The following is a 26,119-nucleotide window of genomic DNA, read 5'->3' as shown; positions in this document are numbered from 1 at the left end:
GACTAGTCAGTCATTTAATGAGTAGGAAAAGCAGCTTAAATCCCCGCTGCTCGACAGAACATGCTGAAACCTGTAGTGATAAGTTCCTGTTCATTTTTTGAATCATTGACCACAAAATCCAGCGTCGATTCCGCAAGTGAAGCCATCACGGCGGTGATAAAATCAACATTATCACAGGCTCCCTGCTCGCCAAGCTGTGCCAGCATCTGGTTCACGGGATCGAACATGCGTTTGGATTGTTCACGCGTACTCGGTGTTACCACCCGGGAGACCGAAAGTTGCTGTAACGCACCGCGCTGTTGCGGGTGGTCAAGCGCCCAGTTGATGTACGCAGTCCAGACATGCCGTGCTTTGTCTCTTATACTAGCCTGCAATGGGAAATCTTGCATAAGTGCGCTGGCAACATCGGTTTTAATATGGGTGTAAAGATGGTTTAACAGCGTCACTTTATCCGGAAAATAGGTAAAAAGAGAGCCGCTAGAGATACCCGCCTCCTTGGCAATCAAGGCGGTGGTCGCCCCCAATCCCTGCTGAGAAATCACCCGCAGTGCGGCGGCAAGAATTGCCTTACGTTTATCCTCGTCAAGTGGTCTGGCCATAGCGTTACCTTAGTTGATTGATTAGTCAATCATACATATTTTTAGTTCTAATGCAACCCTTCCGGGGCTCTAAATCAGGCAAGAAATACTCATATCCGGTTCAGTGGCTCACCATCCCAGTAGAAAATGCCCCCTATCACCCCCCTATTATCCCGGCGCTGGGTTAATGTCTTAGGCGCTAAGTGTTTCTAATGTCTGCGTTTAAATGGCATTAAGTCAAACTGTAACTATAAATTGTTGTCAGCTGGCTAAAACAGCCTTTTAGAACAATACTTAAGTCGGTTGGAGAGAGTTTTTATCTATATTTAATGAGAGGAATACTATGAAATTATTGAAAACACTGACGATGCTGACGGTATTGGGTGCATTCTCTGCTGGTGCTATTTCAGCCGAATTATTAACCAAAGAAGACCTCAATAATAACCCAGGGCAATATGAAAAAGTGGGTAATATTGTCACCTCCGGTGAGTTAGCGCCTATGGATGCTAAAGCCGAGTTGTCCAAAAAAGCAGATGAGCTGGGTGGGCAATATTATGTAATCACCTCTGCGAATACTGATAGTAAGATCCACGCTACAGCTGATGTGTATAAGAAAAAGTAACAATAAGTCGGCCAGCAATATAATAAAGAACGGGCTGTTGTCATGCTATAAACAGCCCTTTTTTTTATTTTCGTCATAGAAAATAAACCCTTTCTTTGTGACAGCGTCACCTGCAATCTTTCTTTTTAATCCCCGCCTAATCCGGTATGCTCAAAATATGTCATTAGATTATCCGGATTTGAACCGTGATTTCATTTTTTGTACTTTTCTGTTTATCTCCATTTAAATCAATCAACTGCCTACCTACTCTGCGAGCCTCATCATGAGCCAGGCGGCGCTACGCAGTTCAGCGCTGCCGCTGTTGGTGGCGGGCGCTTTTTTTATGGAAAATCTTGATGCCACGGTGATTGTGACGGCAATGCCACAAATGGCTGCTGCATTTAACGTGCATCCCATCGATATGAATATTGGGATTTCGGCCTATATTCTCACTCTGACGGTGTTTATTCCGGCCAGTGGTTGGATTGCCAATCGCTTTGGTGCACGGAATATTTTCGCGGCAGCAATGGTGATATTTACCCTGGCTTCGGTGTTGTGCGCATTGAGCACGAATTTAATGGCTTTCACCGGCGCGCGAATATTACAGGGATTGGGCGGCGCCATGATGGTGCCCGTGGGCCGGTTGATTGTGTTGCGTAATACCGCTAAAACGGATCTGATTAAAGCCATTGCCACTATTACTTGGCCGGGGTTAGTCGCCCCCATTCTTGGCCCCCCGGTGGGCGGTTTTCTGACCACCTATGCCTCCTGGCATTGGATCTTTATTCTCAATGTTCCGCTGGGGATAATCGGGTTATGGCTAGCCTGGCGGCTTATTCCGTCAGAGTCGCCGCAGAAAGAAACACCGTTCGATACACTAGGATTTTTATTAACCGGTGCGGCTTGCTTCAGTTTGATGTTGGGTCTGGAATTATTTAATCACCAAGGCGTGGCGCGATCTGTGCCTGTGGCTTGCCTGATCGGTAGTCTGCTATTGGGCACCCTCGCCGTTTATCACAGTAAACGGCAGGCTTTTCCTTTAATTGATTTGTGGGCGTTGCAGATAAAAAGTTACAGCGTCACTATTTGGAGTGGCGGTTTGTTCCGTATGGCGATTGGTGCCGTGCCCTTTTTGCTGCCGTTATTGTTCCAGATTGGTTTTGGTTTGAGTGCCTTTAGTGCCGGTTTGTTGGTGTTGGCTGTGTTTGCGGGCAATCTGGCGATGAAGCCCTTTACCTCGGCTATCTTGTATCGGTTTCGTTTCCGCCCGACCCTGCTGGTGAATGGCCTGCTAAATGCCGCCACCTTATTGGCCTGTGCGCTCATTACCCCAACAACACCTCATATCCTGATTATTATCTTACTTTTTATCAGTGGACTTACCCGCTCAATGCAGTTTACTGCCTTGAATACCTTAGCCTTTTCTGAGGTTCCCGCCCCGAAAATGGCCGGAGCGAATACCTTGTCTAATATGGCGCAACAGTTGGCTGTGGGCTTGGGGATTGCTATCGGGGCCTTGTCGTTGCGGATAGCGGAGTGGTTTCATCCTTATCGCGACGGAACAATTCCGCTGGAAAATTTCCAGATAGCATTTGTGGTTATTGGGCTGGTCGCATTACTATCAGTGGTAGATACCTTTACCCTGAGCCGGGATGCGGGCGATGCAGTGCGCAAGAAGCCGGCCAAACGATGACAGGCAAAACCTGTTGATGTGGTGTATCAGCCGTCTGACCGCTAACCCCTGTTGGCTTCCCGTCAGGCTCGAGAGTAAGTTAATGATGTTATTGGCAACGAAAAATAAGGAATGCATATGATTGTTTTCGTCACTGGCGCAACATCCGGTTTTGGTGAGGCCATCGCGCGTAAATTTATCCACCACGGCCATCAGGTTATTGCCACCGGCCGTCGTCAGGAGCGGTTGGATGAATTAAAAGCCGAGCTGGGTGCACTGTTGCATACAGTGCGTTTAGATGTGAGAAATCGTGCCGCCATTCAGAACGTCATCGATGACTTGCCAGCAGAGCTGAAAAATATCGATTTGCTGGTGAATAATGCCGGTTTAGCCTTGGGGATGGAGCCGGCTCATCAAGCCAATGTTGAAGATTGGGACACGATGATTGATACCAATACCAAAGGTTTGGTGAATATGACTCGCGCCTTATTGCCGGCAATGGTGGAGCGCGATGTCGGTCATATCATTAATATTGGTTCGACTGCCGCTAACTGGCCTTATGCTGGCGGTAATGTGTACGGCGCGACTAAGGCTTTTGTGAAACAATTTAGCTTGGGGCTGCGGGCGGATTTGCATGGCACCCATATCCGGGTGACCGACATTGAACCTGGCATGGTCGGGGGCACAGAATTCTCTGCGGTGCGCTTTAAAGGCGATGGCGAGAAAGTGAATAAAACCTATGATGGCGCTAACCCGCTGATACCCGAAGATGTTGCGGAGGCGGTGTATTGGGTCGCCACGCTGCCCGCCCGAGTGAATATTAACTCACTGGAAATGATGCCGGTCAGTCAGTCCTTTGCCGGGCTGAATATTCATCGCGAAGGGTAAAGATTACAAAATCAAGCGGTTGGGTGCTAAGCGCCCTGCCGTTAATTAACCCGCCAGCCCGCCACAATAATGAGCATACCCGCCAGAGCAACTCCCGCACCCACCCAGTCAAATACCGAAAGTTTGATGCCATCGACCAGCCGTAACCATATGAGTGCCGTTACCACATAGACTCCGCCGTATGCGGCATACACCCGCCCACTGGCCGCCGGATGTAAGGTTAATAGCCAAACAAACAGCGCCAAACTGGCCGCGGCGGGGAGCAATAACCAGAGAGGCCCTCCTTTGCGCAGCCATAGATAAGGCAGGAAACAGCCCATGATTTCCGCCAATGCGGTGACAAAAAAAAGTAACGATGTTTTTAACACGTTCAGATCTCAGTGTTTTATCGGTTATGGGGTCATGGTCTTTGCAGCCAAGTCTCCTGCATGCCGTTATGCTGTCATGCTTCAGCGTCTTACCGCTGCTCGCCATTCAGCGGGTATTTTACCCGGCACCCAACCTGGCGCACTTTATTTTTCTCTCTGTTTGCCCGGTGCTTCGACAACCTGTTGGCCATCTTCTTTAGTGAAAACGCCACGTTGTGCATCAGGCAAAATCGCCAACACGGTCTCTGAAGGCCGACACAATCGAGTCCCCAGAGGGGTGATAACTATCGGCCGGTTGATCAAAATGGGATATTGCAACATAAAATCAATCAGTTGCTCATCACTGAAACGTTCTTCTGCCAGTCCTAATTGCGCATAGGGCTCGACGTTGGTACGCAATAGCGCCCGAGTGCGGATCCCCATGTCCGCAATCAGTGTAACTAATACTGCACGGCTGGGTGGCGTGTCCAGATACAAAATAACTTCAGGCTCAGTACCCGTGTTGCGGATTAACGCCAGCGTGTTGCGCGATGTGCCACAGGCCGGATTATGATAAATAGTGATATTGCTCATCTGGATGCTCTCTTACCCTCGTTGACTGTGTTTAGCGAGGTTAGTGATTAAATACTGTTTTTAAACAACAATCACAGCGGTATTGATAGCCTCAGCGCTAATGCCGCCAGTGTGACCAGCAGCACCGGTATTGTCATGATAATACCGACTCGGAAGTAATAACCCCAAGTGATGGTCATATTTTTCTGAGACAGCACATGCAGCCATAATAAGGTGGCCAGACTGCCTATAGGGGTGATTTTCGGCCCCAGATCACTGCCGATAATATTGGCATATATCATCGCCTGTTTAATCACGCCAGTCGCTGAGCTGGCATCAATCGACAGCGCCCCGACTAATACGGTCGGCATATTGTTCATGATAGAAGACAGGAACGCCGTCAGGAATCCGGTGCCAAATGTCGCTGCCCATAACCCCTGTTCCCCCAGTTGATTTAGCAAAGTGGAAAGGAAGTGAGTGAGCCCCGCATTGCGCAGGCCATACACCACCAGATACATGCCCAGTGAGAAAATAACAATTTGCCAGGGTGCGCCGCGCAGCACTTTACCGGTGTTGATGGCTTGGCCTTTCTTCGCGACAGCCAACAGAATCACGGCCCCGACGGCGGCGACCAAACTGACAGGTATTCCGAGCGGTTCCAGGGCAAAGAAACCCACTAACAGCAGCACCAGCACTAACCAGCCGGTTTTAAAGGTGCGACTATCGCGAATAGCCGCTTTGGGCGCTTTCAACAGCGATACATCATAAATAGTGGGGATTTCTTGGCGGAAAAACAGGTGCAGCATAGCCAGCGTCGCCGCAATGGCGGCCAGGTTGACGGGCACCATTACCGCCGCGTATTGCGTGAACCCAAGATGAAAGAAATCAGCCGAGACAATATTGACCAGATTCGAAACGACCAGTGGCAAGCTGGCGGTATCGGCAATAAATCCCGCTGCCATGACAAAGGCTAAGGTCGCGCCACGGCTGAACCCCAGCGCCAATAACATCGCCATGACAATGGGGGTCAGGATGAGTGCCGCACCATCATTGGCAAACAGTGCCGCCACCGCCGCGCCGAGTAAAATGATGTAAGTAAAGAGTACGCGGCCACGGCCATTGCCCCACCGAGCAACATGCAGTGCCGCCCATTCAAAGAATCCGGATTCATCCAACAGCAGACTGATAATGATTACCGCAATAAAAGTCGCGGTTGCATTCCAGACTATCTGCCAGACCACCGGAATATCCCCGATGTGTACGACACCGGTCAGTAGCGCCAGTATCGCGCCAAGCATCGCGCTCCAACCGATCCCCAGACCTCTGGGCTGCCAGATAACCAGTACCAAAGTTAGGACAAAAATCGCACCTGCCAACAACATAACGCCCCCGCAAGGGCCAGATATTGCCTGCCCTGTGACTATTGATAAGTTAAACGTCAGTCGCCAGCAGGCGCAGACGTGTTATGCCGACACATTTATCCTTTCCAATTAAATATGAAAAAACAGATATATGAGGTGGTTTTTTTAAATGAATTAGAGACAACCGGCCTTGCCGCGTGTCGTTTCATGGCTGTTTGCCAACAACAGAATTTCATCTTGTTGACTGAGATAAGCTTGCTCAATGACTGCTGCCGCCCAAGCAGGCATATGCGGTGATAGCCGATAGTGGATCCATTTCCCGGTGCGGCGATCCTGTAACACCCCCGCCGTTTTTAGCATCGCTAAGTGGCGGGAAATCTTGGGTTGGGATTGGTGTAAGGTTTGACAAAGCTCACAAACACAGAGCTCACCGGACGCGCGCAACAGCAAGATGATATTCAGGCGAGTGTCATCGGCTAAATTTTTGAACAACTGTAATGGCGTGAGTGTCATAAGGAGAATTCCAGAGCGAAATGCTGTGGTTATCTTAGTCCCGCCAATGTAATTGTCAATTATATATATGGTTTTTCATATATATCGGCATAAGGTAATGCCAGATTTTAACGGATGGGATTAGAAAACATATCAGGTTACTCTACGGCGCTTAAACAAGACTGCCACACACTGTGTATATGCGGCGAGCAATGATATAATTTTTATATCCGCTGATGCGAGCCACTAATTTACATGATGATTTAACATCACCGACTCATAAAGGATTTAAGACGATGAAGATAAATAGCCTGCCACGTCTGATGCGTGCATTGCTCCCGGTCGCCGCGCTGGTGTTGCCTCTCACCTGGCAAGCGCCAGCCATGGCGCAGTCGGCCAACTGCACTCAGGGCAGCACTTGTGTTTCTGTCGGTGGTAACAATGACCCGATGTCTAAAGAACAAGCCCGCCAAAGCCAGCAGCAATGGGATGAGAATCAACGTCTGCGGGGTAAAGTGAATAACCGGGTAGAAAAGAATTTTGATAAGTACGACCACGCGGAAGATATGAAAGATAACTGTGATCGTAGCGAAAATCTTAACGCCTATTGGGAACCTAATACCCAGCGTTGTTTGGATAGGTTGTCCGGTCGCAAAATTAATCCGTAATGGATGACCGCCGCTCTGCGGGGCTTGAGGTTATGCCAATCTGAGCTAGTATTTAGACAGTGCTTAATAATCAATACATTAGAAAAGCCATTCATCCACATAAGGATTTTATGATGAAAAAAACGCTTATTATCAGTACCTTGCTGCTCTCTTTGGCACCCTTAGCTGCCCTGGCCTCTTGCGAGAGTGTGAAGGCAGATATTACCCAAAAAATCATCAAGAATGGAGTGCCTGAGTCCGGTTTTAAACTGGATATCGTCCCGAATGATCAGGTTGAGCAAGCCGGTGGGCTGGTGGTTGGGCACTGTGAGAATGATACTCAGAAAATTGTTTATACCCGCATCACTAATGGCGAGTAATGTCTGAATCATTATTGGGGCGTACCTTGGGGTGCGCCTTGTTATTTTACCCACTCTTCCTGGGGCCTTCCTGGGATGACCAGTAATCTACTGCCCGTTGGTTGGCTGGTATGAAACGCCCTCTCCATTTGCATTACTCCCGCGCCATGGTGCGCCGATTGCTTATCTCTATCCTGCTCGGCATGATGTCAGCCTTGATTGTGTGGTTATTCCATCAGGCGATGTTGGGGCTGGAATGGCTGTTATTCGCCCGTACTGATGGCAGTTTGGTGGCCGCCGCCTCTTCCATTTCTGGCTGGCGGCGGGCGTTGACTCCAGCCTTGGGGGGCTTGGCTGCCGGGGCATTATTGTGGGCCTATCAGCGTTATCAGCACCGAAAACCCAGTGCCCCCACCGATTATATGGAAGCCATCGAAACCGGTGATGGTCGGTTAGATGTTTCTGCCAGTCTGGTAAAATCTTTGGCATCATTATTAGTGGTATCCAGCGGCAGTGCCATTGGTCGCGAAGGCGCGATGGTGTTGTTAGCCGCCCTGTTTGCGTCTGTTTTTGCTCAGCGCTATGCCAAGCCGAAAGAATGGAAACTTTGGGTGGCCTGTGGGGCCGCCGCGGGGATGGCCAGCGCCTACCATGCGCCACTGGCCGGTAGCCTGTTTATCGCTGAAATTCTGTTTGGCACCTTGATGTTGGCCTCGCTGGGGCCGGTAGTTATTGCAGCGGTGACCGCATTGCTCACGACCAATCTGTTGCAGGGCGGTCAGGAAACGCTGTATCAAGTGCAGACGCTGCCTTCCCCCTGGCCAATACAGTATCTGTTGATGGCATTATTGGGTCTGTTTGCCGGATGTTGTGGGCCGGTGTTTCTGAAAGGGATGACCGCCAGCGGCACGGCGTTTCGTTCATTGAATCTATCGCCGCCGTGGCAACTGGCACTGGGGGGAATGATTGTCGGGGGGTTATCGCTGATTTTCCCTGAGGTCTGGGGCAATGGCTACAGTGTGGTGCAGTCATTTTTGACGGTTCCACCGGGGGCGTTATTGATTGCCGGCATCCTTATCTGTAAGTTATTGGCGGTGTTGGCAAGCAGTGGCTCCGGCGCGCCCGGCGGGGTATTTACCCCGACACTGTTTGTCGGGGCGGCGTTGGGGATGCTATGTGGACAAATGCTGGCCGGATTACCCAACGTCAGTGACAGTCTTTGGGGGCAGCATATTGCGTTGCTGATGGCATTGACCGGGATGGCAACCTTGCTTGCCGCCACCACACATGCCCCGATTATGTCCGCACTGATGGTGTGTGAAATGACCGGCGAATATACCCTGCTGCCTGGGCTACTGTTAGCTTGTGTTATTTCAACCACCATTGCCCGCTGGTTACGCCCTATTTCTGTATATCATTCACGTTAAAATGAATGATTAATAACTTAAGGTACGGCAAATATTAAATCAACAAAACTATTATGCTGCAATTCTATGTAACAACCTCATAAATAGATTAGCGATTAATTGCCGCGAGATCTAAGTATTTAGCCAGCGGCTTTTGTTCTGGATGGGGCAGATAAGGTAATTGCCCTAACTGTGGCGCGGGGATTCGTTCGCGTAACAGGGCAATAGTTTCAGCATAATGTGCCAATCCAGGATTAATACGATTAGCCACCCAGCCTAATAAGGGCAATCCATCATTAATAATCGCTTGGACGGTTAATAATGCATGGTTAATACAGCCTAATTTAATTCCGACAACTAAAATAACCGGTAATTGTTCTTGTACTACCCAGTCAGAATAACAGCGTTGGTCATTCATCATGACTTTCCAGCCGCCCGAACCTTCTACGACCACATAATCCGCTTTCGCGGATAATTGCTGCAATCCTGCGGTCATTTTATTGTAGTCAATCAAGGTGTCCGTGCAGGCATGAATAACATCGCCTAGCAGTGGATAGGGATTAACTTCTTGATAATCAACTTCAATAGATGATGACGCTTGTAAGATTAAGGCATCCTGGTTGCGTACGCCATCCGGCGTTTCTTTACTCTCCGAGGCTATCGGCTTATAGCCTACGGCAGTTTTTCCCTCTTGGCTTAAAGCCTGAAGTAATGCCCGTGACACCACGGTTTTACCCACAGCTGTATCAGTACCCGTCACAAATACACGCGTTAACATAATAATACTCCGCAATCTGGCCGCATCGACTCACCTCTTCTCATATAATATGAGCGAAATTGGCAACATGGATAAAAGTCTAGGCGATGCCAGCCATGAACAGCTTGCGTTAGCGCAATGTTTTGCTTAACTGATTCAGTTTTTTAATGGGAGCAGCAAATAATAAGAGGAAATAGGCCGCCAATACTCCCTAATAATTAACTCTTAATTATTAGGGATGACGTTAACCTTGCAGTAATTTGACCAGTAACGAGCCGTTATATAATGCTTCTTTTACTAAAGCAGCACCTGGCATAGTTCCCTGATTAAAGAATGCCGTCGGCTCAACCAGAATACTCTCACTGTAAGCCGGTAATGCTTGTTGACGAATACAAGAGGCGATGGCTGGATGTAAAATTGATGCCGCCTTATTTAGCGGCGAGCCGACCAGAATTTTTTCCGGATTAAATAAATTGACCATAATGGCAATAATTCGCCCGACACTGTGGCCAACCCCCAGAATAATATCTGTTGCTAATGGGTCGCCCGCCAACGCCGCATCACATAACGAGTCCACACTCAGCGGCGAGCGGTGTAATAACGAGCTCATTGAACCCTGTAATCGCTGTTGGGCAATGTCTAACATATTTTCAATGCTGGCAACGGTTTCAAGACACCCATGATTACCGCAATAACACCGCTTGCCGTAAGGGTCGACTTGGGTATGGCCAATTTCAACCACACTGCGGCTACCGGCATGTAACACCCGGCCTGCGGTGATAACGCCGGCCCCGACGTTATGGTCAATCACCACCTGAATGACATTTTGGCAACCACGGGAAGCCCCATATAAGGCTTCTGCCATCGTCCAGGCGCAAATATCGTGTTGCAGATAAACATGCAATCCGGTGCGTTGTTCCAATGCCGGGCCCAGTAGCATTTCATCCACGTCATAAAATGGCATTCTGTGCACGATACCTGCCGGCGCATCAATAATACCGGGCATGGTAATCGCAATAGCGGTGAGTCTTTCAAGTTTGTCTTGGTGGCGGATAAAGAATTGATCGACTTCGTTAAGAATGCGATTTAGCAGCGGTTCGGGGTGGCTGTCAGGTAATGAAATCTGCTCTTCGACCACCAGTTTACTGCTGAGGTCGCGCAGTGCGAGGGTAATATAACCACGGCTAATGCGGCCAGAAAGATAATGCCAGGCGTCGGTATCCAGCACCAAACCAATCGCTGGCCGCCCACGGCTGCCGACATCTTGATATTCGGTTTCTTTTACCAGATGCGCTTCAACCAGTTCCCGCACAATTTTTGTGATGCTGGCGGGGGCCAGTTGCGCCCTTTTAGACAGTTCAATACGCGATATCGGGCCGAACAAATCAATTAGCCGATACACGGCCCCTGCATTGGTTTGTTTGATTTGATCAATATGCCCAGGCTGTCCATCCGTTATCACCAAACCGGCTCCTTCTCTGCCACCGAGTATTTTTCGCGCTTCTAAATAAAGATTATTGGCTTATGTTGGGGCTTTTAATATATGGCGTCAACTATTTGATTAGTTATGTGATTTGCCGCACATAATCCCCGATATTCTCTCGCCCGCTGGCGATTATTTATACGAATTAAAACCGCCTGCCCGCCGCAGATTATTCAGCTTGCTCCTCATGCAAGGATTTCTGTTCTAGTGAGGCAACCATCAGGCGGATTAATGCTTCGGCGGGCGCTGTCACCGGGCGATGTTTATGATTGACCAGCCATACCTCAGTGGTGGCACTGGCTTCAGCCAGAGGTAAATATTTTACCCCATCCACTTTTATCCGGGTAAAAGAGGCGGGCAAGATAGAGACCCCTAATCCGGAGGAAACCAGCCCGACGATGGTCATCGCCTCCCCGACTTCTTGCGTAATGTAGGGGGTGATGCCCGCGCGGGCTAGCAGAGTAAGAATTTCGTCATACAGCGCCGTCCCCACTTCCCGCGAGAAGAACACAAAAGGTTGCTCCGCTAATGCACTAAATTTTACCTGCCGCGCCGGTAAGGCGGCTAACGGATGATCTTCGTGGACAACCGCCACCAGAGGCTCCCGCAGCAGTAACCGGTATTGTAACGCCTCGGGCAAGCGGGTATTTCGCATCACGCCGACATCCAGCCGCCCATCCAATAAGGGTTCAATTTGCTGTTTGGTGTTCATTTCGCGCATTTTTATATGCACTTGCGGATGTAATTGGCGAAATGCCTGTAAATTCTTCGACACCGTACTGATAAAGGGCGCGGATGAGGTGAAACCGATGGTGAGTTCGCCAGATTCTCCGCGATGCAGCCGCGCGGCGTGTTCGGCGGCGGCATTGACCTGTGACAATATCTGGTAAGACTCTTTTAAAAACAGTGCGCCCGCCTGTGTCAGGCTGACATTGCGGTTATTGCGCGCCAGCAACCTAGCCCCAATTTGCTGTTCCAAAATTTGAATCTGCTGGCTCAGTGGTGGCTGAGAAATACGCAACCGCTCGGCTGCCCGCCCAAAATGCAACTCTTCTGCTACCGCAATAAAATAGCGTAAGTGCCTGAGTTCTATACTCATTCAACCTCATTGATATGTTTAACGTCTTATTTGTAATGATTAATATATTAGACAAAAAACTCCGCAATTCCTATTCTCTCTTTAGTGCATAACTCAAAGGCTGCGGCCCTTGAGAATGCCAGAAAATGGCTGTTGTGATTGTGTGGTACCCAAGGCGTGCCAATCAGCGCTGGCGAGTACATTGATAAGGAAATACCGTGAACACCTCTTTACGCCCTACGGACTCCGTAGCGCCGTCGCCCGCAGCAAACGATGAGACAGCACCCAAAGTGTCTCGCCTCACTAAACGCCCTTATATTCAACGTGGTACCCCCGAATTTATTCGCGTGACCCTGGCTTTCTTTTCTGCCGGACTGGCCACCTTTGCCCTGCTCTATTGTGTCCAGCCCATTTTGCCGCTGTTATCGCAAGATTTTGCTATTTCGCCGGCGGGCAGCAGCTTATCTCTTTCCGCCGCCACCGGAATGCTGGCTTTTGGGCTGATGTTTACCGGGCCGCTCTCTGATGCCATCGGCCGCAAGTCGGTTATGGTTGTCGCGCTGATGCTGGCCGCCATCTGCACCTTAATTTGCTCTTTTATGAGCAGTTGGCATGGCATTTTGTTAATGCGCGCATTAATTGGTTTGTCCTTAAGCGGCGTGGCCGCCGTGGCGATGACTTACCTGAGTGAGGAAATCCACCCGAGTTTTGTCGCGCTCTCTATGGGGTTATATATTAGCGGTAATTCCATCGGCGGCATGAGTGGCCGATTAATAACCGGCGTGCTGAGTGACTTTTTCTCATGGCGGGTTGCACTGGCGGTGATTGGTTTATTTGCTTTAGCGGCGGCATGCATGTTTTGGCGTATTCTGCCGGCATCAAAACACTTTCGCCCGACCTCGTTGCGCCCGCGCACCTTAATGATCAATTTCAAACTGCACTGGCGCGATTCAGGATTGCCACTGTTATTTGCCGAAGGCTTTTTGATCATGGGGAGCTTTGTGACGCTATTTAATTACATTGGCTACCGGTTGTTGACCCAACCTTATTATCTTAGTCAGGCGGTGGTGGGGTTATTATCCATTGTGTATCTGACCGGCTCTTATAGCTCACCTAAAGCAGGTGCTCTCACCAGCCGTTATGGCCGTGGGCCAATATTAATGGCATCAATAGGAATGATGCTAGTTGGAGTGATTATTACGGGCTTCTCACCGGTGATAACCATTTTTATTGGCATGATGATTTTTACTGCCGGTTTTTTTGCCGCTCACTCAGTAGCCAGTAGTTGGATTGGCCGCCGTGCTCGCCGGGCAAAAGCACAGGCGTCGTCGCTGTATCTCTTTTGTTATTATGCCGGTTCAAGTGTGGCTGGAACATTAGGTGGGATTTTCTGGCTTAATTTAGGCTGGACAGGTGTGGTGGTCTTTATTGCTACCCTGCTGCTGATCGCGTTGTATGTTGGGCAACAATTACGCAAATTGCCGGAAGCCAGCCGGATATAATTTTTATTCTCGCCGTAAGCGCATATTAACCTCGAGCGGCGAGTTGACGTTTTCTGACTAATGTACTAATTATTAAGGTTAAGCTTAATAGCATGAGTGACTACGCAATATATTTGGGAATGTTATTACAATAGCTATTTTCTTACTTTATTTACTATCAGGAGAACGTATGACTGCGCACTTTTTGAGTCTTTGGGATATTCTGGCAACCACCTTTTCAATTTTCTTCTTTATCGCCTACTTGCTTATCTTGTTCCAGGTGATTTCTGACTTGTTTAGAGACCACGAATTAGGCGGGTTCTATAAAGCCATATGGATTCTGTTCCTGCTCTTTATTCCGTTGCTCACCTCTTTGGTGTATCTCATTACCCGAGGCAAAGGCATGGCACAGCGCTATCGTGCATCGGTGCAAAAATCAGTCTCTGATACCAATGAATATATTCGTCATGTGGCCGGTAAATCACCTGCCGAGCAAATTGCAGATGCCAAGAAATTATTGGATGAAGGCACTATTACCGAAGGCGAATACCAACAGCTTAAAGCTAAAGCATTAGCTTGATATAGCGATATCTTTCGCGCCTTTCAAGCTGCCGCAAACACATTAATATTGCGGCAGTTTGAAAGATTCACCCTGCCCCGACATCCTGATATTTAGCTTTTCTCCTTGATAACATCATAAAATCCTATTTTAGCTTTACCGCCATCCTCGCTATAATGCCTTTCTATTCGGTAGTTTATTTAATTGCGAGATTCAGGATGAAACACTCACCGCTACGACGCTCATTATTATTAGCGGGTATTACCCTCCCCTTGGTTAATTTTGCCCTGCCCGCTTGGGCGGCCACCTTACCTACATCATTAGATAAACAACTGGCTGAGCTTGAACAGCAATCACAGGGGCTTTTAGGCATCACAGTCATTAATACCGGTAATGGCCGAAAAATTCAGTATCGCGGCACTCAACGGTTCCCATTTTGCAGTACATTTAAATTTATACTGGCCGCGGCGGTATTAAATAAAAGTGCATCACAGCCAAAATTACTGGATAAACACCTTCACTATCATGAGCGCGATTTATTATCTTATGCCCCCATCACGCGCAAAAATCTGGCTCATGGGATGTCAGTTTCGCAGTTATGTGCCGCAACGGTTCAATACAGTGATAACACAGCAGCGAATTTATTAATTCAGGAGCTGGGTGGGGTTGAATCTGTTAACCAGTTTGCACGCAGCATTGGCGATCAAACCTTTAGATTGGATCGCCTGGAGCCGGAGTTAAATAGCGCCCTGCCAAATGATCCGCGCGATACCACGACCCCGTCGGCAATGGCCGCCAGCATGAATGCCTTAGTGCTGGGTGATGCACTGCCCGCCGCCCAGCGGGAACAGCTGGCGCTGTGGTTAAAAGGTAACACCACCGGAGGTGAAACTATTCGTGCGGGTGCACCTGCTGAGTGGATAGTTGGCGACAAAACCGGCACCGGAGACTATGGCACCACGAATGATATTGCGGTGCTGTGGCCCACTAAGGCCGCGCCGATAGTGTTAGTTATCTACTTTACCCAGCGCGAAAAAGACGCCAAACCGCGACGCGATGTATTAGCCGCAGCCACAAAAATACTGTTGTCTCATTTACCTTAATCCGGTGATTGGCGGGTATCTCTGTTTATGGATACCCCCTATCTTCCTTGCCAGAATTGCGTTAGCGGTATATTCCCGTTGATTGATAGCCACATCGGGCTTTCAGAGGGGGGTTTTTACTGCTATAACATACTGTATGTTGTAACTAAAATAGAGGTGTTCAGGAAAGATAATGGCTAAATATGATTTAATTGAGCGGCTTAATAGTCGTTTTTCTTCCCTGGAAATTGCCTTACAGCAGCTCCACCAGCAATTAGAGGAATTACCTTTGCTGGCCGCCCGGGTTTTTTCCCTGCCGGAGATAGAGAAAGGCACTGAACATCAACCTATTGAGCGCATTGCGGTGAGTGCTACAGTAGGAAATAAAGCCCGCGACCTGGCCTTGCAACATTATCAGCGCCTGTTTATTCATCATCAAGGGCAGCATGTGAGTAGCAAAGCCGCCGTGCGCCTACCCGGGGTGCTCTGTTTTTCGGTTACCGATGCGCAATTAAGCGCCTGTGAAAAAAGCCTGTTGCAGGTTAATCAATTAAAAACTGAGCTGGAACATATTATTACCGTCGAATCAGGTTTGCCGAGTGAGCAGCGTTTTGAGTTTGTGCATACCCATTTACACGGGTTAATCACTTTAAATACTTATCGCACTATTACCCCGCTAATTAACCCCAGTTCAGTGCGCTTTGGTTGGGCCAATAAACATATTATTAAGAATGTGACCCGCGAAGAAATACTGTTGCAGCTAGATAAAAGCCTGAATGCAGGCCGCGCGGTGCCGCCATTGAGTCGCGAACAATGGATGGAGTTAATCAGTATGGAAATCAATGATGTGCAGCGCTTGCCAGAGAATGCGCGGCTGAAGATAAAGCGGCCGGTAAAAGTGCAACCCATTGCGCGGGTCTGGTATCAGAACCAACAAAAACAGGTGCAACACCCCTGCCCTATGCCATTAATTGCCTTTTGCCAACCGCAATCAGAGCAGGAGTGGCCAAAATTAGGTGAGTTAACCGATTATGATGTCAGCCAAATTAAGCATAAATATAAACCCAAGGCGAAACCATTGCGGTTGTTAGTCCCACGGTTGCATTTATATATTGAAGAAGAGCCGTTAACAGATTGATATTAAATTAATAATTACTGAAATGCTTCGTTGTTAGTGACGCAGTTTAATGGATATAAAAGCGCCGAGCATCAGTCTCGGCGCAAAGTTACCCCGTGGAAAGGCGTTATTTCATGCTGCCAACCATTTCCTCCGGTTTAACCCATTCATCAAACTGCTCATCCGTCAGATAACCTAATGCTAAGGCCGCCGCTTTAAGGGTTAGCCCGTCTTTATGCGCTTTTTTGGCTATTTCAGCCGCTTTATCATAACCAATGTGCGTATTCAGCGCAGTGACTAACATTAGTGACTCATTCAGCAATTGTGTAATGCGGTCACGATTGGGTTCAATTCCTACCGCACAATGCGCATTAAAGCCACTCATGCCGTCTGCCAGTAACCGGATAGATTGCAGGAAATTATGGATAACCAGCGGACGGAATACGTTCAATTCAAAGTTGCCCGATGCCCCGCCAATATTCACCGCCACATCGTTACCCATCACCTGCGCACATAACATGGTCATGGCTTCACATTGTGTCGGATTCACTTTACCCGGCATGATAGAGCTGCCCGGTTCATTTTCAGGAATGGCAATTTCACCAATCCCGCACCTTGGGCCAGAAGACAACCAGCGCACATCATTGGCAATTTTCATCAGTGATGCCGCTAATCCTTTCAATGCACCATGCCCATGAACCAATGCATCGCAAGTAGCTAATGATTCGAATTTATTTGGCGCAGTGATAAAAGGTTGTCGAGTCAAGGTGGCAATCTCTTTAGCAACCCGCACGGCATATTCAGGATGCGTATTTAGCCCCGTCCCGACCGCCGTGCCCCCCAGCGCTAACTCATACAGATGCGGCAGTGTGGCCTCAATGTGTTTCACATTATGAGCAAGCATAGCCACCCAGCCCGAGATTTCCTGCCCCAGTGTCAGCGGCGTGGCATCTTGCAAATGTGTCCGGCCAATTTTCACGATATCGCGATACGCTTGGGCTTTCTCGTCCAGTGTCTGCTGCAATATTTTCAGTTCTGGCAGCAAATGCTCCCGCAATCCAATAACTGCGGCAACATGCATTGCTGTTGGGAATACATCATTAGAACTTTGGCTTTTATTGACATCATCATTAGGGTGCACCAGCCGGTTATTCCCCCGCTCGCCGCCTAACAGCTCACTGGCCCGATTCGCCAACACTTCATTCATGTTCATGTTGGTTTGGGTACCCGAGCCGGTCTGCCAAATAGAAAGTGGAAATTCATTGGGATGACAGTTATCCAAGACTTCGTCTGCGGCCCGCATAATGGCCTTCGCCCGTTCGGCCGGCAGCAATCCCAAATCCATGTTGACTTGCGCCGCCGCCCGCTTGGTCAGCGCCAAGGCATGGATAAGCTCCCTTGGCATTTTCTCTTGCGATATGTGGAAATGCGCCAGTGAACGCTGGGTTTGCGCGCCCCATAATTGGCTGGCCGGTACATCGATAGGCCCCATAGAGTCTTTTTCACTGCGGGTGGTCACCATCACTGTCTCCTTAGCATTGTGAACATCAATTTGAGATAGGTCGTAGCACGTGGGTCTGTAGCCCCCATTAGGGTATGCAACAACTATGGCATAGTTGGCACTGTTTTTATGCGATTGATTCGCATTTCTCTCATTTTGTTATACCCCGAGTAACACGAATTGCATTACCACTTGCAACCCCTCTATCCGCATTGTTTACTAAGGGACTATTTTTATCAGGGAGATTGCTTGGTAACGCAATGAAGTTTCGCTGAATTAACCATTAAAACAGTTTGTTTGTGCTTAAATTTCATTACACCTCCCTACAATCGGCAGAAAGTAAACATGCAAAAAATGAAAAATGCGGTACAAAACTATGCCTGGGGCAGCACCGATGCTCTCACGGAGCTTTACGGCATTGCCAATCCAGACGCTAAACCTATGGCTGAGTTGTGGATGGGCGCGCACCCCAAAAGCAGTTCTGAAGTTCTGGATGCTAACGGCCAGTGGCATTCATTGCGTGAGGTGATTGCGCAGGATCCCGTGGCTAATTTAGGTCAGGATGTTTTTACGCGTTTTGGCGAATTGCCTTTCCTGTTCAAAGTGCTTTGTGCCGCCCAACCGCTGTCGATTCAAGTTCATCCGAGCAAAGCCGCCGCCGAAATTGGTTTTGCCAAGGAAAATAAAGCCGGTATTCCACTGGATGCCGCCGAGCGCAATTACAAAGATGCCAACCATAAGCCTGAGCTGGTATATGCCTTGACACCTTTCCAGGCGATGAATGGTTTTCGTACGCTGGAAGATATCGAAACATTGCTTCAGCCGTTGACCGCAGCACATCCGGCTATCGCCGCCTTCCTGCGCGAACCTAATACTGAACATTTAGCCACCTTATTTGCCAGCTTGCTCAGTATGGCGGGTGACGTGAAAACTCGCGCGTTGGGGATCTTGAAAGCCGCCTTAAATAATCAGTTGGGTGAGCCTTGGGATACTATTCGCAGTATTTCCCGCTACTATCCTGATGACAGTGGCCTGTTCTCCCCCTTGCTGCTCAATGTGGTAACCTTGCAACCGGGCGAAGCCATGTTTCTGTATGCCGAAACTCCGCATGCCTATTTGCAAGGTGTGGCGCTGGAGGTGATGGCAAACTCAGACAATGTGTTACGCGCCGGGCTAACACCTAAGTTTATTGATATTCCTGAGTTAATGGCGAATCTGCAATTTATTCCTAAACCTGCAAATACCTTACTGACCACACCGCTGCGCCAAGGTAATGAATTAGTATTCCCCATTCCGGTGGAGGATTTTGCATTTTCCCTGCATAGCTTAACGCCCGAACCACAGGCGTTAGCACAACAGAGTGCGGCCATTCTATTTTGTGTCCAGGGTCAGGCGGTGGTGAAAAAAGCGCAGCAAACCCTGACCTTGCGCGCCGGTGAGTCCTGCTTTATTGCGGCTAATGAATCACCCGTAACGATACAAGGGGAAGGCTCAATTGCCCGGGTTTATAACCAAGGGTGAACGAAGTGAGCTATTTTGTTGTCTATGTCGGGTCTTTTAAGCTTGAGATAGTGTGATTTCTGAGTGGCGCGATTGATAACTATGGCCCTCAGTGGCGTTTTTAGCCACATTATTACTTTTATCGTCGGCTGAATAAGCGTTATTGGTCGCAATAATATTTGTGTAAGTCTACTCTGAGTCTATATTCTTCTAGGGTGCTGTTTTTAAGCACCCTTTTGAATGTTATTTAACTTGTTACTCATACCGCGTTTAACGTAGTGAATTTGGTGTATTGGAAAAGGATGAACAGAACAATGAAAAAATCGTTAGTGGCTGTCAGCGTCATTGTGGTACTTGGCGCAGCATGGACTGGGGCCTCATGGTATACCGGCAAACTGATTGAACAACGTATGGGTGAATTGGTTAACAATGCAAACGGTCAGATAAAAACCTTGTTGCCCAAAGCCGGTGTGATATTCGCGTATAAAGATTATCAGCGCGGTATCTTCAGCAGCCAGGTTCGCTATACATTACAAGCGGATAGCACTGTTGCTGGTGAGAAAGCGCTAAAAGATGGCGACGAAGTGGCCTTTATTGAAACTATCGATCACGGCCCATTCCCTCTTGCTCAGTTGAAAAAATTCAATCTGATCCCAAGTATGGCATCGGTGCATACCGAGCTTGCTAATACCCCAGCATTGAAAAAACTGTTTGAAGTGACTAAAGGCAAATCACCTTTTACTGCGGATTCTCGCATTGCCTACAGCGGTGACACCTCATCAGCAATTACCTTTATTCCTATTGAGTATCAGAAAGACACCACCAGCATGAAATTCTCTGGTGCGCAAATTGATGCCGATGTTTCCCGTGATCTGCGTAAAGTGAATATGAGCGGCACCGCGGATAATTTGGTTTTCGCCACCAAAAATAATTGGGATCAACTGGAGCAATTCAGTCTGCAAGGTCTGACGCTGAAAAGCGACAGCAACATGGGCAAGTTTGATCTCAGCATTGGTGATCAACAACTGGCTATCAAGCAAATCAGTTTCAGCGTTGATGGCAAGGACACCGCCACACTGGTTGGCTTTAATCTGAATACCCAGCTAGGCGAAACCGAAAAAGACTTAAACGGTAAGCTGACCTACACCTTGGATGCATTGAAAATTCAAGGTAATGATTTTGGTTCCGGCAAGTTGGCCTTCGCTTTCAATAATCTGGATGGTCAAAGCCTGAAACAATTCACCAGCGCCTATAATCAGCAAGTGATGCTGGCGGTGCAGGCCGGTGAAAATCTGGATACTGAAGCTTATCAGCAACAAATGACCGAAATGTTAATGGCTAATCTGCCAGCGTTAATGAAAGGCAACCCAACCATCAGCATCGCGCCATTGAGCTGGAAAAATGCCAAAGGTGAAAGTACCTTTACCCTGGGTCTGGCGTTTACTGACCCGGCACTGGCCAAAGACAATGGTGCGCCAGTCTTAGCGCGTTCAGTGAAAAAAGTCGATGCGACGCTGACTATCCCGATGCCAATGGCCACTGAGTTGACCACCCAAGCAGCACGTCTGCAAGGTTACAGCCCGGAAGAAGCCGCGAAAATGGCCCAGCAGCAGGTACAAGGCATTGCCGCTATGGGGCAAATGTTTAAACTGACCACCACCAAAGATGATGTCATTAGCAGCAGTTTCCACTTTGCTGATAACCAAGTCGATTTGAACGGTCAGAAAATGTCACTGCCAGAATTCTTTGGCCTGTTCGGTATGTTCGGCGGCGCACCTGAGCCAGAAGATACGGGCGCAGAACCAGAAGAAGCCCCGGTCGCACCACAAGCGCCGGAAGCACCTGTAGCACCGGAAGTGCCGGCCCAATAAGCCGTTAGATTGAGTTAGATTGCTGTACCAAGCGGAGCCTAAGGGCTCCGTTTTTGTTGATGAGAACTAACATTAGCTGACAGAGTCACTCGGGGTGATGGCCCCCAGAGGGCGCTGCGGCTGTTGGCTACGCCCCCACGGCACCAATTATACGTCAGAAAAATCAAAGTAAATCAGCAGATCGCGGTTAATCAAGCCGAACCTCGGCGGATCAACACTGGCGGCAAGATGACATTTTGCAGCTGTAAATCCACCCCGGCAATGCGCTGGAGTAACCGTTGCCCGGCACTGTAACCAATCTCTCGGGCCGAACTGGTGATAAAGGTGAGTGGCGGTTCGGTGAGTTCTGCGGCGGGCACATCGCCAAAACCAATCAAGGCCACTTGCTGGTCAAGATAGGTATCTACCCCCGCGCTGCCAATGGTTCTGCCGGTGCGCAGGATACCAAAATAGGCCCCCAGCGCGGTCGAGGCTTGATGGCAAACCAAGGCGCTCACATTGGGGTGATGGCGCAATAACCTTTCGGCGGCATCAGCAGCGGCTTGTTGCTGGCTATCACACTCAACAACCCATTCTGACCGAAATGGCAGCCCATATTGCACCAGAGTGGCACAAAAACCGCCTAACCGCTCCGCTCGCGTCAAAGAATGCGAATGGCCTCCCAAATAGGCAATTTGCCGATGACCACGGTCGATAAGAAATTCAGTCGCCATTTTAGCGGCTTGCATATTGTCAGGGCGAACCACATCCACGCCATCGAGCACATTCGAGCGCGCAGCACAGATAAGCGGGATAGCATGTTCCGCCGCCTTCTCTCGCAGCCCCATTTCCCGCTTGGCGCCGCCGCCCAACACCAACCCATCAACGCCTTGGTCAATGAGCGTATCAAAGCAGCGTAACAGCCCTTTGCCGTCGCGGCCACTTTGGGTCAGGAACAACAGTTTACCTTCAGCTTCAATCGCTTCACTCAAGCCCGCCGTCATTTCGGCGTAGAAAGGATCGCCAATATCACGGACGATCAGACCAATCACACCAGACTCCCCCCCGCGTAATTGGGCGGCCTGACGGTTGCGCACATAACCCAGTTGTTCAATCGCCTGATTCACCCGCTCAGAGGTGGCCGGAGAAATACGTCCTTTACCACTAATCGCTAACGAAACCGTCGCCACTGAGACGCCGGCAAATTTCGCCACATCGGTAATTGTGATTTTTTTAATTGTCATAACCGTTGATAAGCATTGTTAACTAGGTCTGGTCAATCTTCGTACCTCAGCACGAAGTCCAATACAGCTGGTGCCATGTTACCGCTATCGCGCCATTCTCATCCCACAAAATACGCCAAGTTAAACGTTTAATCTGATGTTTTACTCTAATACAGAAATAGGATCCGTAATTGTGACTTGCCGCTCATATTATCTGGGTTAAACGTTTTATCTTGTTTAACCTTTAAACCGGTACGCGATCCGTCGCGATGAAGGCTAACCCAATAGCCAGCTAACGTCTTTTTAGCCCCATCATTCTAACATCAGGTATTTTAAGTACAGGAGTCACTATGTCAGCGGTAAAAAAACAAAAAATCACGCTGTGGGAGTTTTTTCAGAGTTTAGGAAAAACCTTCATGCTGCCCGTCGCCTTGCTCTCCTTCTGCGGGATCATGCTGGGTATCGGCAGTTCACTGAGCAGTAAAGATGTCATCACCCTGTTACCGGCCATTGGTCACCCTGCCTTCCAGCTATTATTTACCTGGATGAGTAAAGTTGGCTCATTTGCTTTTAGCTTCTTACCGGTCATGTTTGCTATCGCCATCCCATTAGGTATGGCGCGTGAAAATAAAGGCGTTGCGGCTTTCGCCGGTTTCGTCGGTTTTGCCGTGCTGAACCTGGCAACCAACTTTTATCTCACCACCAGCGGCGTGTTACCGACAACCGATCCCTTGGTACTGAAAACCCATAATATTCAGAATATTTTAGGGATTCAGTCTATTGATACCGGGATCCTGGGCGCGGTCATCGTCGGCATCATTGTTTACCTGCTGCATGAGCGCTTCAATACCATTCGCCTGCCTGATGCATTAGCGTTCTTTGGCGGCACCCGTTTTGTGCCAATTGTGACCACCGTGGTGCTCGGGTTAGTTGGGTTGTTGATCCCGCTTATCTGGCCGTGGTTTGCCGCCGGGATTAACGGACTGGGCCGGTTGATTAATGGCGCGGGGATGTTTGGCCCGATGATCTTCGGCAGTGGCGAGCGGTTGTTATTGCCCTTCGGCTTGCACCATATCTTGGTGGCATTGATTCGCTTTACTGAAGCTGGCGGCACTATGGAGGTATGTGGCCACAGTGTTAGCGGGGCATTAACCATCTTCCAGGCGCAATTATCTTGCCCAACCACCACCGGCTTCTCTGAAAGCGCCACGCGCTTCTTGTCGCAAGGTAAAATGCCGGCATTTCTGGGCGGCTTGCCAGGAGCTGCACTGGCAATGTACCACTGTGCCAAACCTGAAAACCGGCATAAAATTAAAGGCTTGCTGATTTCCGGTGTGGTGGCCTGTGTGATTGGTGGCACGACTGAACCGCTGGAATTCCTGTTCTTGTTTGTCGCGCCTTTCTTATATTTGATCCACGCCATTCTCACCGGGCTGGGCTTTACCGTCATGGCGTTACTGGGTGTCACCATCGGTAACACTGACGGCAATATCATTGATTTCGTGGTATTCGGCATCTTGCATGGCACAGCAACCAAATGGTATTGGGTGCCGGTCGTCGCCAGTATTTGGTTTGTGGCCTACTACATTATCTTCCGTTTTGCTATTCAGCACTTCAATATCAAAACCCCTGGCCGTGAGAGTGAAACCGCTGCCAGCAGTAATGCAGAAAAAGCCGCCAGTGGCGCAGTTACCGGTAAATCTGGCTATAACTCCCCTGCTATCTTAACGGCACTGGGAGGAGCGGATAATATTGTCTCACTGGATAACTGCATCACCCGGTTACGGTTGTCAGTTAAAGACATGAATCTGGTAGATAAAGAAGCGCTAAAAGCCAACCGGGCCATTGGGGTTATTCAGCTCAACGACCACAATCTGCAAGTTGTTATTGGCCCACAAGTGCAATCGGTGAAAGATGAATTAGACTCACTGATAGCGAACGGTCAGTTGGCAACAGCCTAACACTAAAGCCTGCTAAGCATACTGGGGGACTCCGTGCCCCCAGATGACCGACAACCTTAATCGGCGCACAAATATGCCTGGGTTGGTCATCACGCTAAAGGGGCTGAGTGCCCGTTATAATTTCCATTTTTTATGAGCGAGATACTGATGTTTGATTTCTCCACGCCGGTCGATCGCCACGGCACCTGGTGTACCCAATGGGATTTTATTGCTGACCGTTTTGGTGCGGCAGACCTGTTGCCTTTTACTATCTCGGATATGGACTTTCCTACCGCGCCGGTCATTTTGGACGCACTGAATCAGCGCCTCGAACACGGGGTGCTGGGCTACAGTCGCTGGCAGCATGAGGATTTTCTCGGTGCAATTCGCCATTGGTATCAGCAGCGTTTTCATTGTCACATTGATACCTCGATGGCGGTCTACGGCCCCTCTGTCATCTATATGGTGGCTCAGCTCATCCGCTGCTGGTCTGCGCCCAGTGATTTTGTCGTCACCCATACCCCGGCGTATGATGCGTTTTACAAAGTTATTCTGGGTAATCAACGCCAATTGCTCAGTTGTCCGCTGCATAAAATAGATAATCAGTGGCAATGTGATATGGCCCATTTAGAAGCCTTATTGGCTCGTCCGCAAACCAAAATTTTGTTGCTGTGTAGCCCGCATAATCCCACCGGTAAAGTCTGGTCAGCCGCAGAACTGGCGCAGATGGCGGAATTATGTGAACGTCATCAGGTGAAAGTCATCAGCGATGAAATTCACATGGACATGACCTGGGGCAATCAAGTCCACACCCCCTGGAGCCAAGTGGGGCAAACTCCTTGGGCTTTGTTAACCTCCGGTTCAAAAACCTTTAATATTCCTGCACTAACTGGCGCTTATGGTTTTATCAGTGACAGCGAAACCCGTGATATTTACAGCCAGATGTTAAAGGGCCGTGATGGCCTTTCGTCTCCGGCGGTCTTGGCCATCGTCGCGCATATTGCCGCATACCGGCAAGCCGCGCCTTGGTTAGACGAGCTGCGCGGTTACCTGCAAGACAACCTGAGGTATGTCGCGCTGCGGCTCAATTCCGCCTTCCCAAGCTTAAACTGGCAGCCACCTCAGGCCACCTATTTGGCATGGATTGATTTGCGCCCGTTGGCTCTGGACGATCATCAATTACAAAATGTGCTGATCGAACAACAGAAAGTCGCCATCATGCCCGGTTTCACTTATGGCGAAGAAGGCCGCGGTTTCCTGCGCCTTAATGTGGGTTGCTCGCGCAGTAAAGTTGAAGCCGGTATGGATAAACTGATTAGCGGTATCCGGGCGTTGCAGAGTCAATAATCTGGCGCAGCCGATGACAACGCGTTGTCGGCTGAAAATATAAAGCTAAGAATGTGGCCTCCCCTGGCAAGGCCACGTTTGTTGACTTATTGATAATTAATCGACGCGTCAGTTTGCGGGCACCAAGCAACAGGCAAGACTCTCAGAGCCAAAAAACCGGCTGTCAGTGCCGCCTTTCTTTATGCTTCGCAGGCTGAATACCCAGTAAACAAAACGTGATTAACATCACTTTTTTATGCAACAGGGTGGATATTTTCATCCATTTGTTTTTATACTA

At 49.1% G+C, this 26,119-nt stretch carries 24 protein-coding genes; 14 read left to right on the top strand and 10 right to left on the bottom strand.

Going from position 1 to position 26,119, the window contains the following annotated elements; all coding sequences use genetic code 11:
* Positions 1–35: 35 nt before the first annotated feature.
* The gene (locus tag YROHD0001_RS04075) at positions 36–599 is read right to left on the bottom strand and encodes a TetR/AcrR family transcriptional regulator (protein WP_004715896.1); all 564 of its coding nucleotides are present in this window, start codon (positions 597–599) and stop codon (positions 36–38) included.
* A gap of 322 nt (positions 600–921) precedes the next feature.
* Between YROHD0001_RS04075 and yahO the strand changes: the two genes are divergently transcribed.
* From yahO to ydfG, 3 genes are all read left to right on the top strand, one after another.
* Positions 922–1,200 carry a DUF1471 family periplasmic protein YahO gene (yahO, locus tag YROHD0001_RS04080; protein ID WP_004715894.1) on the top strand — a complete coding sequence of 93 codons (279 nt, stop codon included), beginning with the start codon at positions 922–924 and terminating at the stop codon, positions 1,198–1,200.
* A gap of 262 nt (positions 1,201–1,462) precedes the next feature.
* Positions 1,463–2,872, top strand: a complete 1,410-nt coding sequence (locus tag YROHD0001_RS04085; RefSeq protein WP_004715893.1) for an MFS transporter — start codon at positions 1,463–1,465, stop codon at positions 2,870–2,872.
* A 117-nt stretch (positions 2,873–2,989) separates the two neighbouring features.
* Entirely contained in the window at positions 2,990–3,739 is a 750-nt protein-coding gene (ydfG, locus tag YROHD0001_RS04090; protein WP_004715892.1) for a bifunctional NADP-dependent 3-hydroxy acid dehydrogenase/3-hydroxypropionate dehydrogenase YdfG, read from the top strand.
* 41 nt (positions 3,740–3,780) lie between these two features.
* Here ydfG and YROHD0001_RS04095 read toward each other — a convergent pair whose 3' ends face one another.
* From YROHD0001_RS04095 to YROHD0001_RS0118410, 4 genes are all read right to left on the bottom strand, one after another.
* Positions 3,781–4,107, bottom strand: coding sequence for a YnfA family protein (locus tag YROHD0001_RS04095; protein ID WP_004715891.1), 327 nt, complete (start codon positions 4,105–4,107; stop codon positions 3,781–3,783).
* A gap of 144 nt (positions 4,108–4,251) precedes the next feature.
* Positions 4,252–4,680: a glutaredoxin-dependent arsenate reductase gene (gene arsC, locus YROHD0001_RS04100; RefSeq protein ID WP_004715890.1), complete on the bottom strand. Its 429-nt coding sequence runs from the start codon at positions 4,678–4,680 to the stop codon at positions 4,252–4,254.
* A gap of 71 nt (positions 4,681–4,751) precedes the next feature.
* Positions 4,752–6,041 (bottom strand): arsenic transporter, encoded by a 1,290-nt coding sequence (locus YROHD0001_RS04105; protein ID WP_004715889.1) that lies wholly within the window; start codon positions 6,039–6,041, stop codon positions 4,752–4,754.
* A 153-nt stretch (positions 6,042–6,194) separates the two neighbouring features.
* Positions 6,195–6,533 carry a metalloregulator ArsR/SmtB family transcription factor gene (locus YROHD0001_RS0118410; protein WP_032817574.1) on the bottom strand — a complete coding sequence of 113 codons (339 nt, stop codon included), beginning with the start codon at positions 6,531–6,533 and terminating at the stop codon, positions 6,195–6,197.
* A 275-nt stretch (positions 6,534–6,808) separates the two neighbouring features.
* On the opposite strand from YROHD0001_RS0118410, the gene YROHD0001_RS04110 reads away from it, so the two are divergent.
* From YROHD0001_RS04110 to clcB, 3 genes are all read left to right on the top strand, one after another.
* The gene (locus YROHD0001_RS04110) at positions 6,809–7,180 is read left to right on the top strand and encodes a DUF1283 family protein (RefSeq protein WP_032817572.1); all 372 of its coding nucleotides are present in this window, start codon (positions 6,809–6,811) and stop codon (positions 7,178–7,180) included.
* Positions 7,181–7,293: 113 nt separating this feature from the next.
* Positions 7,294–7,539: a DUF1161 domain-containing protein gene (locus tag YROHD0001_RS04115; RefSeq protein WP_032817570.1), complete on the top strand. Its 246-nt coding sequence runs from the start codon at positions 7,294–7,296 to the stop codon at positions 7,537–7,539.
* Positions 7,540–7,649: 110 nt separating this feature from the next.
* A complete protein-coding gene (gene clcB / locus YROHD0001_RS04120; protein WP_032817568.1) occupies positions 7,650–8,945 on the top strand; it encodes a voltage-gated ClC-type chloride channel ClcB in 1,296 nt (431 codons plus the stop codon).
* 88 nt (positions 8,946–9,033) lie between these two features.
* Here the strand turns inward: clcB and bioD are convergent, their stop codons facing one another.
* The 3 genes from bioD to YROHD0001_RS04135 form a co-directional block, all read right to left on the bottom strand.
* Positions 9,034–9,702, bottom strand: a complete 669-nt coding sequence (gene bioD / locus YROHD0001_RS04125) for a dethiobiotin synthase (protein WP_004715884.1) — start codon at positions 9,700–9,702, stop codon at positions 9,034–9,036.
* Positions 9,703–9,925: 223 nt separating this feature from the next.
* Positions 9,926–11,143, bottom strand: a complete 1,218-nt coding sequence (gene mlc, locus YROHD0001_RS04130; protein WP_004715883.1) for a sugar metabolism global transcriptional regulator Mlc — start codon at positions 11,141–11,143, stop codon at positions 9,926–9,928.
* 190 nt (positions 11,144–11,333) lie between these two features.
* Positions 11,334–12,263, bottom strand: a complete 930-nt coding sequence (locus YROHD0001_RS04135) for a LysR family transcriptional regulator (RefSeq protein ID WP_004715882.1) — start codon at positions 12,261–12,263, stop codon at positions 11,334–11,336.
* A 197-nt stretch (positions 12,264–12,460) separates the two neighbouring features.
* On the opposite strand from YROHD0001_RS04135, the gene YROHD0001_RS04140 reads away from it, so the two are divergent.
* From YROHD0001_RS04140 to tus, 4 genes are all read left to right on the top strand, one after another.
* Positions 12,461–13,744: an MFS transporter gene (locus tag YROHD0001_RS04140; RefSeq protein WP_032817565.1), complete on the top strand. Its 1,284-nt coding sequence runs from the start codon at positions 12,461–12,463 to the stop codon at positions 13,742–13,744.
* 169 nt (positions 13,745–13,913) lie between these two features.
* Positions 13,914–14,303 (top strand): SHOCT domain-containing protein, encoded by a 390-nt coding sequence (locus YROHD0001_RS04145; protein ID WP_004715879.1) that lies wholly within the window; start codon positions 13,914–13,916, stop codon positions 14,301–14,303.
* A gap of 197 nt (positions 14,304–14,500) precedes the next feature.
* Positions 14,501–15,385 (top strand): class A beta-lactamase, encoded by an 885-nt coding sequence (bla, locus tag YROHD0001_RS04150; protein WP_004715878.1) that lies wholly within the window; start codon positions 14,501–14,503, stop codon positions 15,383–15,385.
* Between the two features lie 172 nt (positions 15,386–15,557).
* Positions 15,558–16,502 (top strand): DNA replication terminus site-binding protein, encoded by a 945-nt coding sequence (gene tus, locus YROHD0001_RS04155; RefSeq protein WP_004715877.1) that lies wholly within the window; start codon positions 15,558–15,560, stop codon positions 16,500–16,502.
* Between the two features lie 106 nt (positions 16,503–16,608).
* Here tus and fumC read toward each other — a convergent pair whose 3' ends face one another.
* Positions 16,609–18,003 carry a class II fumarate hydratase gene (gene fumC, locus YROHD0001_RS04160; RefSeq protein WP_004715876.1) on the bottom strand — a complete coding sequence of 465 codons (1,395 nt, stop codon included), beginning with the start codon at positions 18,001–18,003 and terminating at the stop codon, positions 16,609–16,611.
* A 324-nt stretch (positions 18,004–18,327) separates the two neighbouring features.
* Between fumC and manA the strand changes: the two genes are divergently transcribed.
* Positions 18,328–19,503, top strand: coding sequence for a mannose-6-phosphate isomerase (gene manA / locus YROHD0001_RS04165; protein WP_004715875.1), 1,176 nt, complete (start codon positions 18,328–18,330; stop codon positions 19,501–19,503).
* Between the two features lie 293 nt (positions 19,504–19,796).
* Positions 19,797–21,353 (top strand): YdgA family protein, encoded by a 1,557-nt coding sequence (locus YROHD0001_RS04170; RefSeq protein ID WP_004715874.1) that lies wholly within the window; start codon positions 19,797–19,799, stop codon positions 21,351–21,353.
* A 191-nt stretch (positions 21,354–21,544) separates the two neighbouring features.
* Here YROHD0001_RS04170 and YROHD0001_RS04175 read toward each other — a convergent pair whose 3' ends face one another.
* Positions 21,545–22,576, bottom strand: a complete 1,032-nt coding sequence (locus YROHD0001_RS04175) for a Mal regulon transcriptional regulator MalI (RefSeq protein WP_004715873.1) — start codon at positions 22,574–22,576, stop codon at positions 21,545–21,547.
* A gap of 329 nt (positions 22,577–22,905) precedes the next feature.
* Between YROHD0001_RS04175 and malX the strand changes: the two genes are divergently transcribed.
* Positions 22,906–24,516, top strand: coding sequence for a maltose/glucose-specific PTS transporter subunit IIBC (gene malX / locus YROHD0001_RS04180; RefSeq protein ID WP_004715872.1), 1,611 nt, complete (start codon positions 22,906–22,908; stop codon positions 24,514–24,516).
* Between the two features lie 147 nt (positions 24,517–24,663).
* The gene (locus tag YROHD0001_RS04185) at positions 24,664–25,842 is read left to right on the top strand and encodes a MalY/PatB family protein (protein ID WP_032817583.1); all 1,179 of its coding nucleotides are present in this window, start codon (positions 24,664–24,666) and stop codon (positions 25,840–25,842) included.
* The last annotated feature ends 277 nt before the right edge of the window (positions 25,843–26,119 follow it).

Source organism: Yersinia rohdei ATCC 43380 (genome assembly GCF_000173775.1).
In the GTDB taxonomy this organism is placed as follows: Bacteria; Pseudomonadota; Gammaproteobacteria; order Enterobacterales; family Enterobacteriaceae; genus Yersinia; species Yersinia rohdei.
This window is presented reverse-complemented; position numbering and strand designations above follow the sequence as displayed.

Excerpts from the sequence above, each read along its gene's own strand:
- YROHD0001_RS04075 (WP_004715896.1), bottom strand. The coding sequence starts at position 599 with ATGGCCAGACCACTTGACGAGGATAAACGTAAGGCAATTCTTGCCGCC.
- yahO (WP_004715894.1), top strand. The coding sequence starts at position 922 with ATGAAATTATTGAAAACACTGACGATGCTGACGGTATTGGGTGCATTC.
- YROHD0001_RS04085 (WP_004715893.1), top strand. The coding sequence starts at position 1,463 with ATGAGCCAGGCGGCGCTACGCAGTTCAGCGCTGCCGCTGTTGGTGGCG.
- ydfG (WP_004715892.1), top strand. The coding sequence starts at position 2,990 with ATGATTGTTTTCGTCACTGGCGCAACATCCGGTTTTGGTGAGGCCATC.
- arsC (WP_004715890.1), bottom strand. The coding sequence starts at position 4,680 with ATGAGCAATATCACTATTTATCATAATCCGGCCTGTGGCACATCGCGC.
- YROHD0001_RS04105 (WP_004715889.1), bottom strand. The coding sequence starts at position 6,041 with ATGTTGTTGGCAGGTGCGATTTTTGTCCTAACTTTGGTACTGGTTATC.
- YROHD0001_RS0118410 (WP_032817574.1), bottom strand. The coding sequence starts at position 6,533 with ATGACACTCACGCCATTACAGTTGTTCAAAAATTTAGCCGATGACACT.
- YROHD0001_RS04110 (WP_032817572.1), top strand. The coding sequence starts at position 6,809 with ATGAAGATAAATAGCCTGCCACGTCTGATGCGTGCATTGCTCCCGGTC.
- YROHD0001_RS04115 (WP_032817570.1), top strand. The coding sequence starts at position 7,294 with ATGAAAAAAACGCTTATTATCAGTACCTTGCTGCTCTCTTTGGCACCC.
- clcB (WP_032817568.1), top strand. The coding sequence starts at position 7,650 with ATGAAACGCCCTCTCCATTTGCATTACTCCCGCGCCATGGTGCGCCGA.
- bioD (WP_004715884.1), bottom strand. The coding sequence starts at position 9,702 with ATGTTAACGCGTGTATTTGTGACGGGTACTGATACAGCTGTGGGTAAA.
- YROHD0001_RS04135 (WP_004715882.1), bottom strand. The coding sequence starts at position 12,263 with ATGAGTATAGAACTCAGGCACTTACGCTATTTTATTGCGGTAGCAGAA.
- YROHD0001_RS04145 (WP_004715879.1), top strand. The coding sequence starts at position 13,914 with ATGACTGCGCACTTTTTGAGTCTTTGGGATATTCTGGCAACCACCTTT.
- bla (WP_004715878.1), top strand. The coding sequence starts at position 14,501 with ATGAAACACTCACCGCTACGACGCTCATTATTATTAGCGGGTATTACC.
- tus (WP_004715877.1), top strand. The coding sequence starts at position 15,558 with ATGGCTAAATATGATTTAATTGAGCGGCTTAATAGTCGTTTTTCTTCC.
- fumC (WP_004715876.1), bottom strand. The coding sequence starts at position 18,003 with ATGGTGACCACCCGCAGTGAAAAAGACTCTATGGGGCCTATCGATGTA.
- manA (WP_004715875.1), top strand. The coding sequence starts at position 18,328 with ATGCAAAAAATGAAAAATGCGGTACAAAACTATGCCTGGGGCAGCACC.
- YROHD0001_RS04170 (WP_004715874.1), top strand. The coding sequence starts at position 19,797 with ATGAAAAAATCGTTAGTGGCTGTCAGCGTCATTGTGGTACTTGGCGCA.
- YROHD0001_RS04175 (WP_004715873.1), bottom strand. The coding sequence starts at position 22,576 with ATGACAATTAAAAAAATCACAATTACCGATGTGGCGAAATTTGCCGGC.
- malX (WP_004715872.1), top strand. The coding sequence starts at position 22,906 with ATGTCAGCGGTAAAAAAACAAAAAATCACGCTGTGGGAGTTTTTTCAG.
- YROHD0001_RS04185 (WP_032817583.1), top strand. The coding sequence starts at position 24,664 with ATGTTTGATTTCTCCACGCCGGTCGATCGCCACGGCACCTGGTGTACC.